This window comes from Bacillus sp. UNC125MFCrub1.1 (assembly GCF_000701305.1).
Taxonomy (GTDB): domain Bacteria; phylum Bacillota; class Bacilli; order Bacillales; family Bacillaceae; genus Bacillus; species Bacillus altitudinis.
The window spans coordinates 224,940-238,386 of record NZ_JNIG01000011.1 but is presented as its reverse complement, the minus strand read 5'-3'; the positions used below and the strand labels follow the sequence as shown (position 1 = coordinate 238,386).

The 13,447-nt window shown below is 42.4% G+C and carries 16 protein-coding genes; 10 read left to right on the top strand and 6 right to left on the bottom strand.

Going from position 1 to position 13,447, the window contains the following annotated elements; genetic code table 11:
• Window positions 1–165 precede the first annotated feature (165 nt).
• The 5 genes from hxlA (at window position 166) to N521_RS08650 (ending at window position 3,803) form a co-directional block, all read left to right on the top strand.
• Complete coding sequence (hxlA, locus tag N521_RS08670) at window positions 166–798, top strand: 3-hexulose-6-phosphate synthase (RefSeq protein WP_007501390.1); 633 nt, start codon at window positions 166–168, stop codon at window positions 796–798.
• Window positions 795–1,352 (top strand): 6-phospho-3-hexuloisomerase, encoded by a 558-nt coding sequence (gene hxlB, locus N521_RS08665; RefSeq protein ID WP_035390905.1) that lies wholly within the window; start codon window positions 795–797, stop codon window positions 1,350–1,352. Before hxlA ends, hxlB begins: the two co-directional genes overlap by 4 nt.
• Before the next feature lie 148 nt (window positions 1,353–1,500).
• The gene (locus N521_RS08660; protein WP_035390904.1) at window positions 1,501–2,226 is read left to right on the top strand and encodes a DsbA family oxidoreductase; all 726 of its coding nucleotides are present in this window, start codon (window positions 1,501–1,503) and stop codon (window positions 2,224–2,226) included.
• A 94-nt stretch (window positions 2,227–2,320) separates the two neighbouring features.
• Window positions 2,321–2,776 (top strand): MarR family winged helix-turn-helix transcriptional regulator, encoded by a 456-nt coding sequence (locus tag N521_RS08655; RefSeq protein WP_231493308.1) that lies wholly within the window; start codon window positions 2,321–2,323, stop codon window positions 2,774–2,776.
• A gap of 10 nt (window positions 2,777–2,786) precedes the next feature.
• Window positions 2,787–3,803, top strand: a complete 1,017-nt coding sequence (locus tag N521_RS08650) for a serine hydrolase domain-containing protein (protein WP_197025615.1) — start codon at window positions 2,787–2,789, stop codon at window positions 3,801–3,803.
• A gap of 5 nt (window positions 3,804–3,808) precedes the next feature.
• On the opposite strand, the gene N521_RS08645 is transcribed toward N521_RS08650, so the two are convergent.
• Entirely contained in the window at window positions 3,809–4,921 is a 1,113-nt protein-coding gene (locus tag N521_RS08645; protein ID WP_035390899.1) for a GntR family transcriptional regulator, read from the bottom strand.
• A gap of 272 nt (window positions 4,922–5,193) precedes the next feature.
• On the opposite strand from N521_RS08645, the gene N521_RS08640 reads away from it, so the two are divergent.
• From N521_RS08640 to N521_RS08625, 4 genes are all read left to right on the top strand, one after another.
• Entirely contained in the window at window positions 5,194–6,819 is a 1,626-nt protein-coding gene (locus tag N521_RS08640; RefSeq protein WP_035390897.1) for a xylulokinase, read from the top strand.
• The gene (locus N521_RS08635) at window positions 6,813–7,517 is read left to right on the top strand and encodes an L-ribulose-5-phosphate 4-epimerase (protein ID WP_017358058.1); all 705 of its coding nucleotides are present in this window, start codon (window positions 6,813–6,815) and stop codon (window positions 7,515–7,517) included. Before N521_RS08640 ends, N521_RS08635 begins: the two co-directional genes overlap by 7 nt.
• 17 nt (window positions 7,518–7,534) lie before the next feature.
• Complete coding sequence (araA, locus tag N521_RS08630) at window positions 7,535–8,956, top strand: L-arabinose isomerase (RefSeq protein ID WP_019743625.1); 1,422 nt, start codon at window positions 7,535–7,537, stop codon at window positions 8,954–8,956.
• 84 nt (window positions 8,957–9,040) lie between these two features.
• The gene (locus N521_RS08625; protein WP_007501378.1) at window positions 9,041–10,381 is read left to right on the top strand and encodes a sugar porter family MFS transporter; all 1,341 of its coding nucleotides are present in this window, start codon (window positions 9,041–9,043) and stop codon (window positions 10,379–10,381) included.
• 241 nt (window positions 10,382–10,622) lie between these two features.
• Here N521_RS08625 and N521_RS08620 read toward each other — a convergent pair whose 3' ends face one another.
• A complete protein-coding gene (locus N521_RS08620) occupies window positions 10,623–10,844 on the bottom strand; it encodes a hypothetical protein (RefSeq protein ID WP_224558471.1) in 222 nt (73 codons plus the stop codon).
• Window positions 10,845–10,871: 27 nt separating this feature from the next.
• Window positions 10,872–11,189: a hypothetical protein gene (locus N521_RS08615; RefSeq protein ID WP_035391001.1), complete on the bottom strand. Its 318-nt coding sequence runs from the start codon at window positions 11,187–11,189 to the stop codon at window positions 10,872–10,874.
• Between the two features lie 183 nt (window positions 11,190–11,372).
• On the opposite strand from N521_RS08615, the gene N521_RS08610 reads away from it, so the two are divergent.
• Complete coding sequence (locus tag N521_RS08610) at window positions 11,373–11,666, top strand: CotD family spore coat protein (protein WP_008342559.1); 294 nt, start codon at window positions 11,373–11,375, stop codon at window positions 11,664–11,666.
• A 52-nt stretch (window positions 11,667–11,718) separates the two neighbouring features.
• On the opposite strand, the gene N521_RS08605 is transcribed toward N521_RS08610, so the two are convergent.
• From N521_RS08605 to N521_RS08595, 3 genes are read right to left on the bottom strand one after another with little or no spacing between them, the layout of a single operon-like run.
• Window positions 11,719–12,387, bottom strand: a complete 669-nt coding sequence (locus N521_RS08605; protein ID WP_035390895.1) for an ABC transporter ATP-binding protein — start codon at window positions 12,385–12,387, stop codon at window positions 11,719–11,721.
• Window positions 12,380–12,925 carry a hypothetical protein gene (locus N521_RS08600; RefSeq protein WP_035390894.1) on the bottom strand — a complete coding sequence of 182 codons (546 nt, stop codon included), beginning with the start codon at window positions 12,923–12,925 and terminating at the stop codon, window positions 12,380–12,382. The genes N521_RS08605 and N521_RS08600 overlap by 8 nt, the downstream gene beginning before the upstream one ends.
• 21 nt (window positions 12,926–12,946) lie before the next feature.
• The gene (locus tag N521_RS08595) at window positions 12,947–13,447 is read right to left on the bottom strand and encodes a stage II sporulation protein M (protein WP_035390893.1); all 501 of its coding nucleotides are present in this window, start codon (window positions 13,445–13,447) and stop codon (window positions 12,947–12,949) included.

The window sequence follows — 13,447 nt, the reverse complement described above, 5'->3', positions numbered from 1 at the left end:
AAAAGACAGTGTCTTTTTTGTAACCATATGCGAAAAAGTATAGTATGTAAAAAAAAAGTGCGTACTTGGATTGCTTCCATCCTGTTGTTATACTCATTTCATCGTTCAAGAAGCCCTATTCACGGAGCTCTTGAAGATGAGATGAAAAAACGGGAGTGAACGTTCATGAAATTACAATTAGCGTTAGATTTAGTGAATATACCAGAAGCGATCGAGCTGATCAAAGAAGTAGAAGCGTCTATTGATGTGGTGGAAATTGGGACACCTGTTGTGATCAACGAAGGGCTTCGTGCTGTAAAAGAAGTCAAACAGGCGTTTCCGAATTTACGTGTGCTGGCGGATCTTAAAATTATGGATGCTGCCGGTTATGAAGTGCAGCAGGCATCTGAAGCTGGAGCGGATATCGTCACGATTCTTGCGGCAGCGGAAGATATGTCTATCCAAGGAGCGGTGAAGGAAGCAAAAGCAAGAGGGAAACAAATTTTAGTTGATATGATTGGGATCAAAGATATCGCCGGCCGTGCGAAAGAGCTGGATGAGCTTGGGGTAGATTATATTTGCGTGCACACAGGCTATGACCTGCAAGCGGTTGGTCAAAACTCATTTGCGGACCTCATGACCATTAAACAAGTGGTCAAACAGGCGAAAACAGCGATTGCAGGTGGTATTAAGCTTGATACATTGCCTGAAGTCGTCAAATTAAATCCAGATTTGATTATTGTCGGCGGCGGCATTGCGGCTCAAGACAATAAAGCAGAAGTGGCTGCGCAAATGAAGCAGTTGATTGCACAATCATGAAAACAAGTGACTATGTGAGAGCGATTCTAAGCGAGCTTTCTGAGCACTCGCCCGCGATTCAAGACGAACAAGCAGAGCAGCTTGTCAAAAGCATTTTAGCGGCTCGAAAGGTCTTCGTCGCAGGGGCTGGCAGGTCTGGTTTGATGGGGAAATCGTTTGCGATGAGACTCACGCATATTGGTGTCGAAGCTTATGTGATCGGTGAAACGAATACGCCTGCTTTTACATCTGAGGATTTATTGATTGTAGGGAGCGGTTCTGGCCGAACAGAGACGCTGCTTGTGCTCGCGAAAAAGGCAAGGGCGATTGGCGGAAGCGTCGCGTCGTTCACACTTTCAGCTGATTCACCTATAGCTGATCTATCGGATGAAGTCATCTTACTGTCAGGTGCGCCAAAGGATCAACATGAAGGAAACCATCATACGATTCAGCCGATGGGCTCATTATTTGAGCAAACTTTGCTTCTTATGTACGATGCGGTCATCTTGAGATTGATGGAAATGAAAGAGCTCGACACCCATAAAATGTACGGTCACCATGCGAACTTAGAATAGCCGTGATGAAAACCTTTCCTTTTTTGAAGGAAAGGTTTTTTTAATACATGGTACTTAAAAAGAAGGATCACTTGACATAAAGGATAAGATGTAACTATAATAGTTACATCTTGAAAGAAAAAACGTAAGCAACGGAAGGAAGATGAAGATGAAAGTACAAATTTGGTCAGATATCGCCTGTCCTTTTTGTTATATAGGAAAAAAACAGTTGGAAACAGCGCTTGAGCAATTCCCTCATAAAGAACAGGTAGAAGTAGAGTTTAAAAGCTTTGAGCTTGATCCGAATGCACCTGTTGCAGTGGATTATGATGTGCATGATATGCTTGTCAAAAAATATGGCATGAGCCGTAGCCGGGCCATCGCGATGAATGAACAGGTGAAACAGGCGGGCAAGGAGAAAGGAATCGATTTTCAATTCGATCCACTCGTTTTGACAAACACCTTTGATGCCCACCAGCTCGCACAATATGCTGGAAAAATGGGAAAAGGCGATCTCGTCATGGGTGAGCTGTTTCAAGCGTATTTTACAGATGGAAAGCATGTTGGTGATCGTCAAACCCTTTTAGATATCGCAGAAAAAGCAGGCCTTGATCAGAACGAAGTACAGAAGGTTCTAGACGGGCAAGAATTTGCAGACGATGTGCGAGAAGACGAAAAAGAAGCAAGACAGCTCGGGATTTCTGCTGTGCCTTTTTTCTTGATCAATGACAAATATTCGGTTGCTGGTGCACAGCCAGCAGATACGTTCCTTCGTGCACTTGAAACGGCTTGGACAGAAGAGGCAGCGCAAACGGAGAAAGCGGCTGATGCTTCATTTGAAGAAGCATGTGCAGATGGCGTATGTGCAGTACCTTCACCTAAAGAAGAAGTATAATCGGCATTTTCCCTATCTTTGATAAAAGATAGGGATTTTTGTTGATTAATAATTAATATACCTTTATACTTAAGTTATCTTAATTATGAAGGTGATGACATTGACATCCAAAACAACGATGATCCAAGAATTAAACCAAATCGAAGCGCGTATCCATCAAAAGCTCCGATTAGAGTTTGAAGAATTATTTGTAGATGAGTTAACTGATAAACAGCATATTGTCCTTGATTTCGTAGAGCGCAAAGGGGGAAGCTCACCTATTCAAATTGCTCAGCAACTAGGCATCACCCAAAGTGCTGTGAGCCAGTTATTAAACACGCTTGAAAAAAAAGAATGGGTTCGCCGCAGCATCAACCCGCAAAACCGCCGGGAATTGCACGTTGAACTTTCTGAAAAGGCAAAGACGTACTTGGAGAATATGAGAAAGATAGAACTTGCGATCATTGAAAAATACTATTCAAAATTAAGCCACGAAGAGATCAACACATTGACATCCATTTATACAAAGCTTGATCAATTGATTGTAGATCAAAATGAAGGGGAAGGATGATGATCCATTGATGATGCTCAAACAAGAAGTACAGCGAATTGCCTCTTCTTATACGGAGAAAAAGAAACAGGCACTGCTCGTGATCGGACTGATTCATCAAGGAGAAAGACACGTTTTTCATTTCGGAGATCACCCCATACAGCAGCGCGTCCAGCCTGAGGAGGTCATTTTTGAAATCGGCTCTATTTCAAAAGTCTTTACGACAAGTATATTGGCAAGCATGATTCAAAAAGGGCATATGAAGCTAGACGATTCCATTTCACTGTATTGTCCAGAAATAAGAAAGAATCACCCCATCCAATTGGAACAGCTGGCAACCCATACGTCTGGACTTCCTGCACATCGTTTTCTCAGAGATTTACAACTAAGGTTCCTTCCAAAAGTGAGAAGAGATATGTACTGTCAATACTCCCTTGATGAATTAATGAAACTGTTACACTCGAAAAAATGGAATGAGCGAAAAGAATACCCATCTCGTTACTCCAATGTAGGGATGGGCCTCCTCGGGTTGATCATGGGATGGTCTCTTCACAAAACATATGAAGAGCTGCTGACTGAATATATCGTGGATGAGCTGAAACTATCGAACACCTTTATTACGATCAAGAAGGACGTCAAAGAGAAGATGATCCTAGGTCATCAAGAGAATGGAAAAGAGGTTCCTCCGCTTCAGATGCTAGACTACCAAGGGGCTGGTGCGATTCGTTCGACGATCACTGATTTGCTCTCATTTCTCTCTGCACATATGAGTGCAGACGTCGCTTCTCCATGGAAAATGACCCACGAACCAAAGGTAAAGATAGGGAAAAACATGTCAATGGGACTCGGGTGGGTCATAGATGATACGGGATTGATTTGCCATAATGGGGCAACTTCTGGTTTCTCCAGCTTCATGGGCTTCCGCCCGCATTCAAAAACAGGAGTGGTCGTCTTGTCTAACTATCGCAATCGTATCACGCAAGACTCTCCCGACCGAATTGCCTATGATGTGATGAATATGCTTGAACAAGAGCCTAAAGCCAAATGAGCCTTCTATGAAGAGGGCTCATTTTTTCTTACGTTCAGCTCTTTAATCGTTTCACCAGGAACGAGTTCAGGCTCATAAAATGTTCGATCAGGCAGGTTCTTTTTCCCTTGTACGTGTTTAATCATCCAGTCTGCCGCATCTCGTCCCATTTGCTCTTGAGGGTGTGTCAGCGTTGTCAGTTTCACATGGGCATTTTTTTGGGCAATATACGAGTTATCCTGTCCAATAATGGAAAGATCATCTGGAATAGATAAACCTATTTCACTACATACATTTGCTACTTCTAACCCGACTTCATCGTTATAGCAAACAAGGGCAGTCAGCTCATGCTGGTGCGCCTGTAAAAAGGTTTTGATATGATCCCCTAAATACTGCTTCGATTCTGTATCAAAAAAAAGAACATGCTCTGGTAGGAAATTGAGCTTCGCTTCACCGAGTGCCTGAATATAGCCTTTCATTCGATATTTTCCTTGTAAATCATCTGTTTTTGAAATCAGTCCAATGTGCTGATGTCCAGAGGTGATCAGCTCCTTTGTCGCTAAATAGCTGGACTTTACATCATCCAAACAAAGGAAGGGAACTTCTAACTGCTCATAGTAGGCATTGATCATAATAAGCGGTACATCCTGCTCTTTAAAGGATAGGTAGTACGAAATGTTTGGATTATATAAGTTGCTTTTTGTCGGTTCGACAATTAATCCGTCCACACCAAAGGACAGCATCATTTCAAGTGCTTTTTTCTCCTGCTCCACATCGTTATTTGTACTCGCCAGTAACAAAGAATAGTTCTCTTCATTTAATCGGCTTTCGATGCCCCGAATGATCGACGGGAAAATGTAATCGGATATGTATGTGGTGATGACGCCAATCGTTTTCATATGAGCATGTCCAGCAGGTTTTGTTTGATATTGATTGGTGACAAATGTGCCTGAGCCTTTTTCGCTTCGTAAAAAACCTTCACTCGATAATTCCAAGATGGCTTTTCGCACCGTATGCCGGCTTACTTGATACATCTCTTGTAAGCTTGATTCGGTTGGAATACGCTCCCCGATCCGGTAATCCCCTGTCAGTATTTTGCTTTTTATATCATCTATAATGATCTGGTACTTCTTTTTCATCGTTTCACTTCTTTCACAGTTGATCCTCTACTCGGGTTGAGAAGAACTTGTATGGACATATTTTAACATGGTTGCTCAATCAAAAACAGGCGCTTGCAGTGTCTACCGTCTAATCCTTAGAGAACATGAAAGTTTTTGTCTAATTGTGTATGTACAAATATATTTATTATTGACATATGTACGTACAAATATTATATTATTTTTGTGCACAGGTAAAGGTGAATCAAACGAAAAAGATATTTGAAACCGCTATCATCTTGGAGGTGAACAAAATGAATCGTGAAAAGACGGCCAAAGCCATTAGAGAAGGACGGACATCTTTGGGCATTGAATTTGGTTCCACACGAATTAAAGCGATTTTAATAGATGAAGAGTTTCAGCCAATTGCGCAAGGTGCATTTGAATGGGAAAGTTCTCTTCAAGAAGGAATATGGACGTACAACTTAATTGAGATCATTACAGGTCTTCAAGTGGCGTACCGTCAGATGAAAGAACAGGCAGCGCAATTGTATGGGGTGACGATTCAAACCATTGGCTCCATCGGGATATCTGCGATGATGCATGGCTATGTCGCCTGTCATCATACAGGAGAACTCCTCGTCCCGTTTCGAACGTGGCGGAATGGAACAACGACCGAGGCGAGTCAAAAGCTAACAGATGTATTCCAATTTCATATTCCAGAAAGATGGAGCATCGCTCACTTATATCAAGCGATATTAGGAGAGGAAAAACATCTGTCCCGGTTAGAGTATGTGACCACGTTGTCCGGCTACATTCACTGGCTGCTAACAGGGAAGCAGGCCATCGGAATTGGCGATGCGTCGGGAATGTTCCCCATTGATGAAAAAACGAAGGATTACAACGAAGTGATGCTTCATCAATTTGAAGCATTGATTGCAGAAAAAGGCTATCCGTGGAAGCTTCGTCATCTTTTGCCGCGCATCTATTTAGCAGGCGAAGAAGCTGGTGTGTTAACAGCAGCTGGAGCAGCGATTTTAGACCAAGGCAAACAGTTGCAGCCAGGTATCCCTTTTTGCCCACCAGAGGGTGATGCAGGAACAGGAATGGTCGCAACAAACAGTGTGGAAAAGAGAACTGGGAATATTTCAGTTGGGACATCTGTATTTGCCATGATTGTGTTAGAGCATCATCTAAAAGGTGTGTACCCAGAAGTGGATCTTGTCACGACACCAGATGGCCTGCCAGTCGCGATGGTTCATGCCAACAATTGTACAAGTGACCTCAACGCTTGGATGAATCTATTCAGAGAAGCGTTTGAAGCAATGGGTCAGCCAGTTGAAACAGAAAGATTGTACGAAACTCTATTAAATCAAGCTTTAGAAGCAGATCATGATGGGGGCGGGCTTTTAAGCTATGGCTATTATTCTGGTGAAAATATTACGAGACTAAAAGAAGGAAGACCTCTTTTTGTTAGATCTCCTCAAAGCCGGTTTACCCTTGCTAATTTCATTCGGACGCATCTCTTCTCTGCATTTGGCGCAATGAAAATTGGGATGGAGCGTTTAAAAGCACATGAACAAGTCAAGATTGATCGCTTACTAGGACATGGCGGTTTATTTAAAACACCCATAGTTGGGCAAAAAATGGTTGCTGCTGCACTCGGGACACCTGTATCCGTCGTATCAACTGCGGGAGAAGGCGGTGCGTTTGGGATGGCGGTCCTTGCTTCATATATGCTCAATCACCAGCAGCAAACACTGAGCCATTTTCTCAAGCATCAAGTGTTTGCCCATACATTAGAAGAGCTTATTGATCCTGATCCACTGGATGTTAAAGGTTTTGAGGAATTTATAAAGCGCTATCAAGAAGGACTCCCGATAGAAAAGGCGGCAGTAGAACATCTCACGCCACAGAAAGGAGCGGCACCTGTATGTTAGAGCGGTTAAAAGAAGAAGTGTTTCAAGCGAATCTAGATCTGCCAAAGTACGGACTTGTGAAATTTACATGGGGCAATGTCAGTGCGTGCGATCGTGACAGTGGACTGTTTGTCATTAAGCCAAGCGGCATAGCGTATGACAAATTATCAGCAAAAGACATGGTCGTGGTCGATTTTGACGGTCAAGTGGTCGAGGGAGAATTCAATCCTTCTTCCGATACTGCCACACATGCTGTTCTTTACAAACACTTTGAGGAAATTGGCGGCATTTCACATAGCCATTCGATGTGGGCAACGGTATGGGCGCAAGCTGGACTTGATTTACCAGCAATGGGCACAACACATGCCGATACATTTTACGGACCTGTTCCGTGCGCTCGATTTCTCACAGAAGAAGAGGTGAATCGCGGGTATGAGGTGGAAACAGGACACCTGATCATTGAAACGTTTGAGAAAAGACAGATAGATATCATGGCGGTTCCTGGTATTTTGCTGCAAGGTCATGGTCCCTTTACGTGGGGAAAAGATGCAAAAAGTGCTGTAACGAACAGTGTCATTTTAGATGAAGTAGCGAAAATGAACCTGTTTGCAAAGCAATTGAACGAATATGCGGAGCCTCTTCCGCAGGTGATTTTAGATAAACATTATTTAAGAAAACATGGAACACATGCGTATTACGGACAAAAACCTTCAAGATAAAGAAAAGAGGGATTTCTATGTTAACAAGTCAGAAGAAAGAATGTTGGTTTGTCGTCGGTTCACAGCACTTATATGGGGATGAAGCACTGAAGCAAGTGAAGGCAGATGCGCAAAAGATAACAGATGCCTTAAATGAGAGCGGTTTGCTGCCTTATCCAATTATTCTGCAGGAACTGGCGGTCAGTGCGGATCAAATCACACAGCTGATGAAAGAGGTCAACTATCGTGATGAGGTCATCGGTGTGATGACTTGGATGCATACGTTTTCTCCAGCAAAAATGTGGATACGTGGTACGTCTCTTTTGCAAAAGCCTCTTTTGCATCTCGTCACGCAATACTATGAAAACATTCCGTGGGACACGATTGATATGGACTATATGAATCTCCATCAATCGGCACATGGAGACAGAGAGTACGGCTATATCAATGCACGTTTAAATAAGCAAAACCAAATCGTTGCAGGTCATTGGTCGAAGCAGGAGGTGAAGCAGCAAATCGCTGATTGGATGGACGTTGCGGCTGCCTATCATGAGAGCTTCCACATCAAAGTGGCTCGGTTTGGTGACAATATGCGCCACGTTGCGGTGACAGAAGGAGATAAAATTGAAGCGCAGATCCAGCTGGGCTGGACCGTTGATTACTTTGGAATAGGCGACCTTGTGAACTATGTAAATGCCGTGGAAGAAGCAGAAGTTGATGCTCTGTTTGCTGAGTACTTAACGTTATATGACGTGGATTATGGGAGTTATTCGGCGGAAGAATGGGAACAAAGTGTAAAAGTGCAAGCACGATATGAAATTGCCATTAAACGTTTCTTAGATGAAGGCGGCTACAATGCCTTTACAACAAACTTTGAAGATCTACATGGCATGAAGCAGCTTCCGGGTTTAGCCGTTCAGCGGCTGATGGCAAAGGGATATGGCTTTGCAGGTGAAGGGGATTGGAAAACCGCCGCACTGGATCGTTTATTAAAGGTGATGAGCCATCATCAATCGACTGGTTTTATGGAAGATTACACATATGAAATGACCTCTGGTCAGGAAGCAGTGCTGCAATCTCATATGCTAGAAGTAGATCCAGCGCTTGCACATACAAAACCTGTCATTGTCGTGTCTCCGCTAGGCATTGGAAACCGGGAAGACCCAGCACGTCTTGTGTTTGATGGAAAAGCAGGCGAGGGCGTTGTTGTCTCCATTGCTGATTTTGGAACACATTTCAAATGGCTGATTCAAGAAGTGGAAGCCTTTGAGCCGCAGGAAGCAGCACCACATTTACCGGTGGCACGAGTCCTCTGGAAAATCAAACCGAACTTTCAAGATGGCGTCAAAGCATGGATTAAGCACGGCGGAGGTCATCATACAGTCGTATCTCTCAATTTAACGGTTGATCAAATTGTTCATTTTGCAAAGCTTGTGAATGCAGAATATGTGGTTTTATAAAGAAGGGTGAAATGCATTCTACTGTGAACGGTAGAATGGCAGGGAGAAATGAAAGCGGTTTATTAAGTGAGGGGGGTCATCCACTTGGAGAAAAAAGTATCAAGTAAATTTATCTTCTTTTTCGGGTCCTTTGCAGGCATCTTATTTGGATATGATATTGGCATTATCGCAGGAGCGGAAGGGCACATTCAGGAAGAATTTCAGCTCAGCCCGTTATGGCTTGGCATCGTCGTTTCTTCATTAATGGGCGGGGCGATCATTGGTTCCATTTTAAGCGGTCTAATGGGGGATAAGTTTGGCCGCAGAAAGCTCATTTTGGTGTCATCGATTATCTTTTTTGTCGGTGCGCTTGGCTCAGCCATTGCACCAGAAGAAATCTCATTAACCATTGCCCGAATTTTCTTAGGAACAGCTGTAGGGACAGCCTCATCGCTCGTGCCTGCTTACATGTCTGAAATCGCTCCAGCCAAAATCCGCGGGAAATTGTCTGGCCTGAATCAGCTGATGATTGTGAGTGGATTATTGCTTAGCTATATCGTCGCATTTGTGTTTGAACCCATTCCAGACAGCTGGCGCTGGATGCTGGGAAGTGCTGCTTTATTTGCGATCGTGCTTTATATTGGCATGCTGAAACTTCCTGAATCTCCAAGATATTTAATTAAACACGGAATGGCTCATAAGGCACGTGAAGTATTAGGATCACTTCGTTCATCACGTGAAGAGATTGAAGCAGAAATGCAAGAAATTTTAGAAGTGGCAAAAGAAGAACGCTCAGGCATTCGTGAATTATTTCAAAAGAAATTCCGAATGGCTCTCTTTATTGGGGTCGGAATGGCGACACTCCAGCAAATACAGGGGGCGAACTCCATTGTGTATTATGCAACGAGTATCGCAAGAAATGTAGGTCTTGCTCCGCAAGTTGCCGCAGGTTTTACCGTCATTGTTGGTGTCATATTTGTTGTGACGACCGTGATCTTTTTACAATTCGTCGACCGGTTCGACCGCCGAACGATTCTCACAGTTGGGGGAACGGGGATGGCCCTGTCTTTCTTTGCACCAGCGGCATTAGGTGCGCTCGGAGTGAGTGAAGGCATATTAAACTGGGTCACATTGATTTCACTTTGCTGCTTTATTTTGTGCTATGCCTTCTCATGGGCACCGATCACATGGATTATTATTGGTGAAATTTTTCCACTTTCTGTAAGAGGCATTGGGGCGGGCATTTCCTCTGCCTTTAACTGGACGGGATCATTAGCAGTTGGCCTTGTTTTCCCTATCTTGGCTGACCAATTCAGCTTTGGCGTGATTTTCTCCTCATTTGGGGTCATCTGCTTAATTGGCCTGTTGTTCACGCGCTTTGTATTAGTCGAAACAAAAGGAAGAAGCTTAGAACAAATCGAAACCGATATGGCTGCACGTGTCTAAAGGAAACCATCTATCCTGTGTGGATAGATGGTTTCAGCGTGTAGACAAACCCTCGCATTCGGTGTCAGTCCTTCGTGCCAGTGCTCACGAATGTCAAATTTGCTCCGCGCCGGTACTCGTCCTTCCTAGAATTCAAAGGTTTTCTATCACGCTGAAAAGAAGACAAAGGGCTAAAATCAAGTTCATTTTAGCCCTTTGTCAACAACCTGAACCCTCTATCCTGTGTGGATAGAGGGTTTTTTTAATCAAGTATTTGTTTCAGTTCATCTGGCAGTAAATCCATTAATTGATCAGATGAGGATACGTCCAGCACTTCAAGAAGCGCATAATATTTCGCATAAATTTCACTCAGCTGATCAGGATGATTTGCTTCATATCGATTCAAGTGCAATTGCGTCAGTTCAAGTGCAATGTCCAGTTTGTTTCGTTCGATGGTTTGTGTTGTGTTGATCAAATCGTTCACCTCTTATTTTAAAGTTATTGAAAAATGTTACGGTGCAGTTCCGCAGCTGACCTTAAATTCATGGTCTTCTATCTTTTTTGAATAACAGACGGAAGGCGTCATTCCCGTCTCACTTTTCCAAGCCTGCCAATACACATCATACAGCTGACCATATTGAGGGTCTACACCGTCCTTTTTTTGCAAAATAGCAAAATAGCTTTGGTAAGGGTAGCCTTCTTGATAAATGGCATGCCGTATCGCTCCTCTTTCAGTCGCATTTGTAAAAACCATAGGCGACAGCAAGGGAAGGGTGATGATCACGACGAGCAGGATGAAAAATGAAAAAAGCTTATGTCTTGTTTTCATCAATGAATGTCCTTTCCTTCACAAGAGATCATTTGTATAATATGTTAAAATTGTCCTATTGTAAAGAAAGAGACTACTAGATCACCAGCGGATTTTATCAAAAATAGACAAGCATCTAATCACTAATCGTACCTCTGACATAAGATAGAGTGTAAGTGAAAGACAACTTGAAGGGGTGTTGAGATGAGCCGGAATCGATTAGACAATTTTTTCTTTGGACCTCGCAGGGGGAATCATGGAGAAGTTGAAACGGTTGTATCCCCTACACGTCAAATTGTCAACACGACAACAAATGAACAAACGATCAGAAAGATTCATCCTACTCATATCACAAACGTCAATAAAAACATCAAAAGAATTGAAAACTACTACCCTGTGACGCAATCTACTCGAAATGAGTATATTGTGGAAGAATATGACTGTGGCAGTGATATCAAGAATCCTTGCTGCCGCCCGGTCAAACGCTGTAAGTGGTAGTTTAATGGTAAAAAGAAGTGAGGCATCCTGTGATGGGATGCCTTTTGTATGTTCAACGCTCTATTTCATTTAGTTGTCCGTGATCAAGCTCGAAAAAACGATTTCCTAATTCTGAATAAAGGTAGCGCTGATGGCTTGTAAATAAAACACATTGATCAGAGAATTCTTCTTTTAATAAAGAAATAGACTGCATTTGAGATGCCTCATCAAGAGATGTAAAAGGTTCATCAAGAATGATTAGCTCTGGTGATCTGGCCGCCATACAATTAAAGAAAAGCTTATATCTCATACCTAGTGAATATTGTTTGACAGGCATCTTAAGTGCATGAGTTAAATCAAATACATCACAAAGCGAGAGAAAGGTCTTTTTGTATACCTCTTTTTCTGACTGATTCATTTTCCATAGCGACTGTATAAGATTCATATGCTCGATACCAGTCAGCGCATCATAAACCAAAGGCTTATCTGGGATGTACGCGACCAACCCTTTATAAAGAGCTGACCCAGGATGATGCTGTTCGTTGAGTAAAATCGTTTCGGATACTGAAGGAAGCAGACCTGCGATGATCTTTAAAAGTGTCGATTTACCGCTGCCGTTTTTCCCGATAATACAAGCACGATCACCTTCTTTCAGATGAAAGGATACTTGATCAAGGAGGGGAGAGCTTTCTTCAGTTGTTTCATAACGAAAAGATAGCTGAGACACTTGCAAACTAGCCATTGATAAATCCTCCAATAACAAAAACAGTGGTCACCAGCATATACAAGATGACGGTCGCAAGGGCGGCTTTTTTTGATCCTTCAGCATAATAAATGATCCCATCATATAGGATGCGTAAAAGGTACAAGTTGATCAAAAAAGAAACCGCTTGGATGAAGATAAAATAATGATCTAAATCGAGTACCATCACACAATAGATTGCTGCGCTATTCACTAATAGAAGCAACGCATTATAAAGCAAGATGACAAAATACATTTTGCGCAAAATAAACGTTTTATGAAAAAAGTACATATAAATCGAAGTCACGACAGTACCGAGAAAATTTAATATGAAATAAAGCGGGATTGTCAGTAAAAAGATAAACACAATGCTGGCTAATTGTTTTCCAGCAGATAAAGGCTCCTCTACTAACAAATCAATGATAAAAAATGTTAAAAAAACAGTTGAAACAAATAAAGATAGTAAGACAAGACCTACAATGGTTTTGATCGATTGATGTTGATTGAAAAATTGTTTAGGGCGTAGAAGTAGCTCCATAGAACCACATTCTCCTTTCTTTTAAGATAGATGTACATGGCTAACATATTCCTCTAAAAGAGAGGCAATCAACAAGAGCACTACAGCGGAAAAGATTAACTGAACCACAGTACGAGTCAGCTTTCTTACATCAATGGCCTTACCTTTCATAAACCGGTAAAGATAAATGAATGGAAAAGCACTGACGATTGAAAAGAGGATCAAACCAAGAATCTCAACAAAAGCATGCGGCATGAGGCCAGTGAATAACTGCTTCACTTCATGATGGGCTATCAAAAACTGAATGAGTTTTCCGATGATATAGCCATTATAAAAAAGAATGCCAGCAGACATAATGCCGCCAGTAAAAGCGCCGATACCTAGTATGGCAAGCCCAACCTGTAAATTGTTTGAAAAAATAGAGAGAAAAAACATGTCTTCATCCTTTTTTAAATAAGGAATCTGATCATAAGGAAGGAGACTTCCAATGAGCAAAGCTGCAATAAATACACCGGCGTAAAGATAGCCGAGACGTAGAATCAA

What these genes read in the sequence shown, in the direction of transcription:
- hxlB (WP_035390905.1), top strand. Translation starts at nt 795, where the DNA reads ATGAAAACAAGTGACTATGTGAGAGCGATTCTAAGCGAGCTTTCTGAG.
- N521_RS08600 (WP_035390894.1), bottom strand. Translation starts at nt 12,925, where the DNA reads ATGGAGCTACTTCTACGCCCTAAACAATTTTTCAATCAACATCAATCG.
- N521_RS08645 (WP_035390899.1), bottom strand. Translation starts at nt 4,921, where the DNA reads ATGAAAAAGAAGTACCAGATCATTATAGATGATATAAAAAGCAAAATA.
- N521_RS08635 (WP_017358058.1), top strand. Translation starts at nt 6,813, where the DNA reads ATGTTAGAGCGGTTAAAAGAAGAAGTGTTTCAAGCGAATCTAGATCTG.
- N521_RS08655 (WP_231493308.1), top strand. Translation starts at nt 2,321, where the DNA reads ATGACATTGACATCCAAAACAACGATGATCCAAGAATTAAACCAAATC.
- N521_RS08650 (WP_197025615.1), top strand. Translation starts at nt 2,787, where the DNA reads ATGATGCTCAAACAAGAAGTACAGCGAATTGCCTCTTCTTATACGGAG.
- hxlA (WP_007501390.1), top strand. Translation starts at nt 166, where the DNA reads ATGAAATTACAATTAGCGTTAGATTTAGTGAATATACCAGAAGCGATC.
- N521_RS08615 (WP_035391001.1), bottom strand. Translation starts at nt 11,189, where the DNA reads ATGAAAACAAGACATAAGCTTTTTTCATTTTTCATCCTGCTCGTCGTG.
- N521_RS08660 (WP_035390904.1), top strand. Translation starts at nt 1,501, where the DNA reads ATGAAAGTACAAATTTGGTCAGATATCGCCTGTCCTTTTTGTTATATA.
- N521_RS08640 (WP_035390897.1), top strand. Translation starts at nt 5,194, where the DNA reads ATGAATCGTGAAAAGACGGCCAAAGCCATTAGAGAAGGACGGACATCT.
- araA (WP_019743625.1), top strand. Translation starts at nt 7,535, where the DNA reads ATGTTAACAAGTCAGAAGAAAGAATGTTGGTTTGTCGTCGGTTCACAG.
- N521_RS08605 (WP_035390895.1), bottom strand. Translation starts at nt 12,387, where the DNA reads ATGGCTAGTTTGCAAGTGTCTCAGCTATCTTTTCGTTATGAAACAACT.
- N521_RS08610 (WP_008342559.1), top strand. Translation starts at nt 11,373, where the DNA reads ATGAGCCGGAATCGATTAGACAATTTTTTCTTTGGACCTCGCAGGGGG.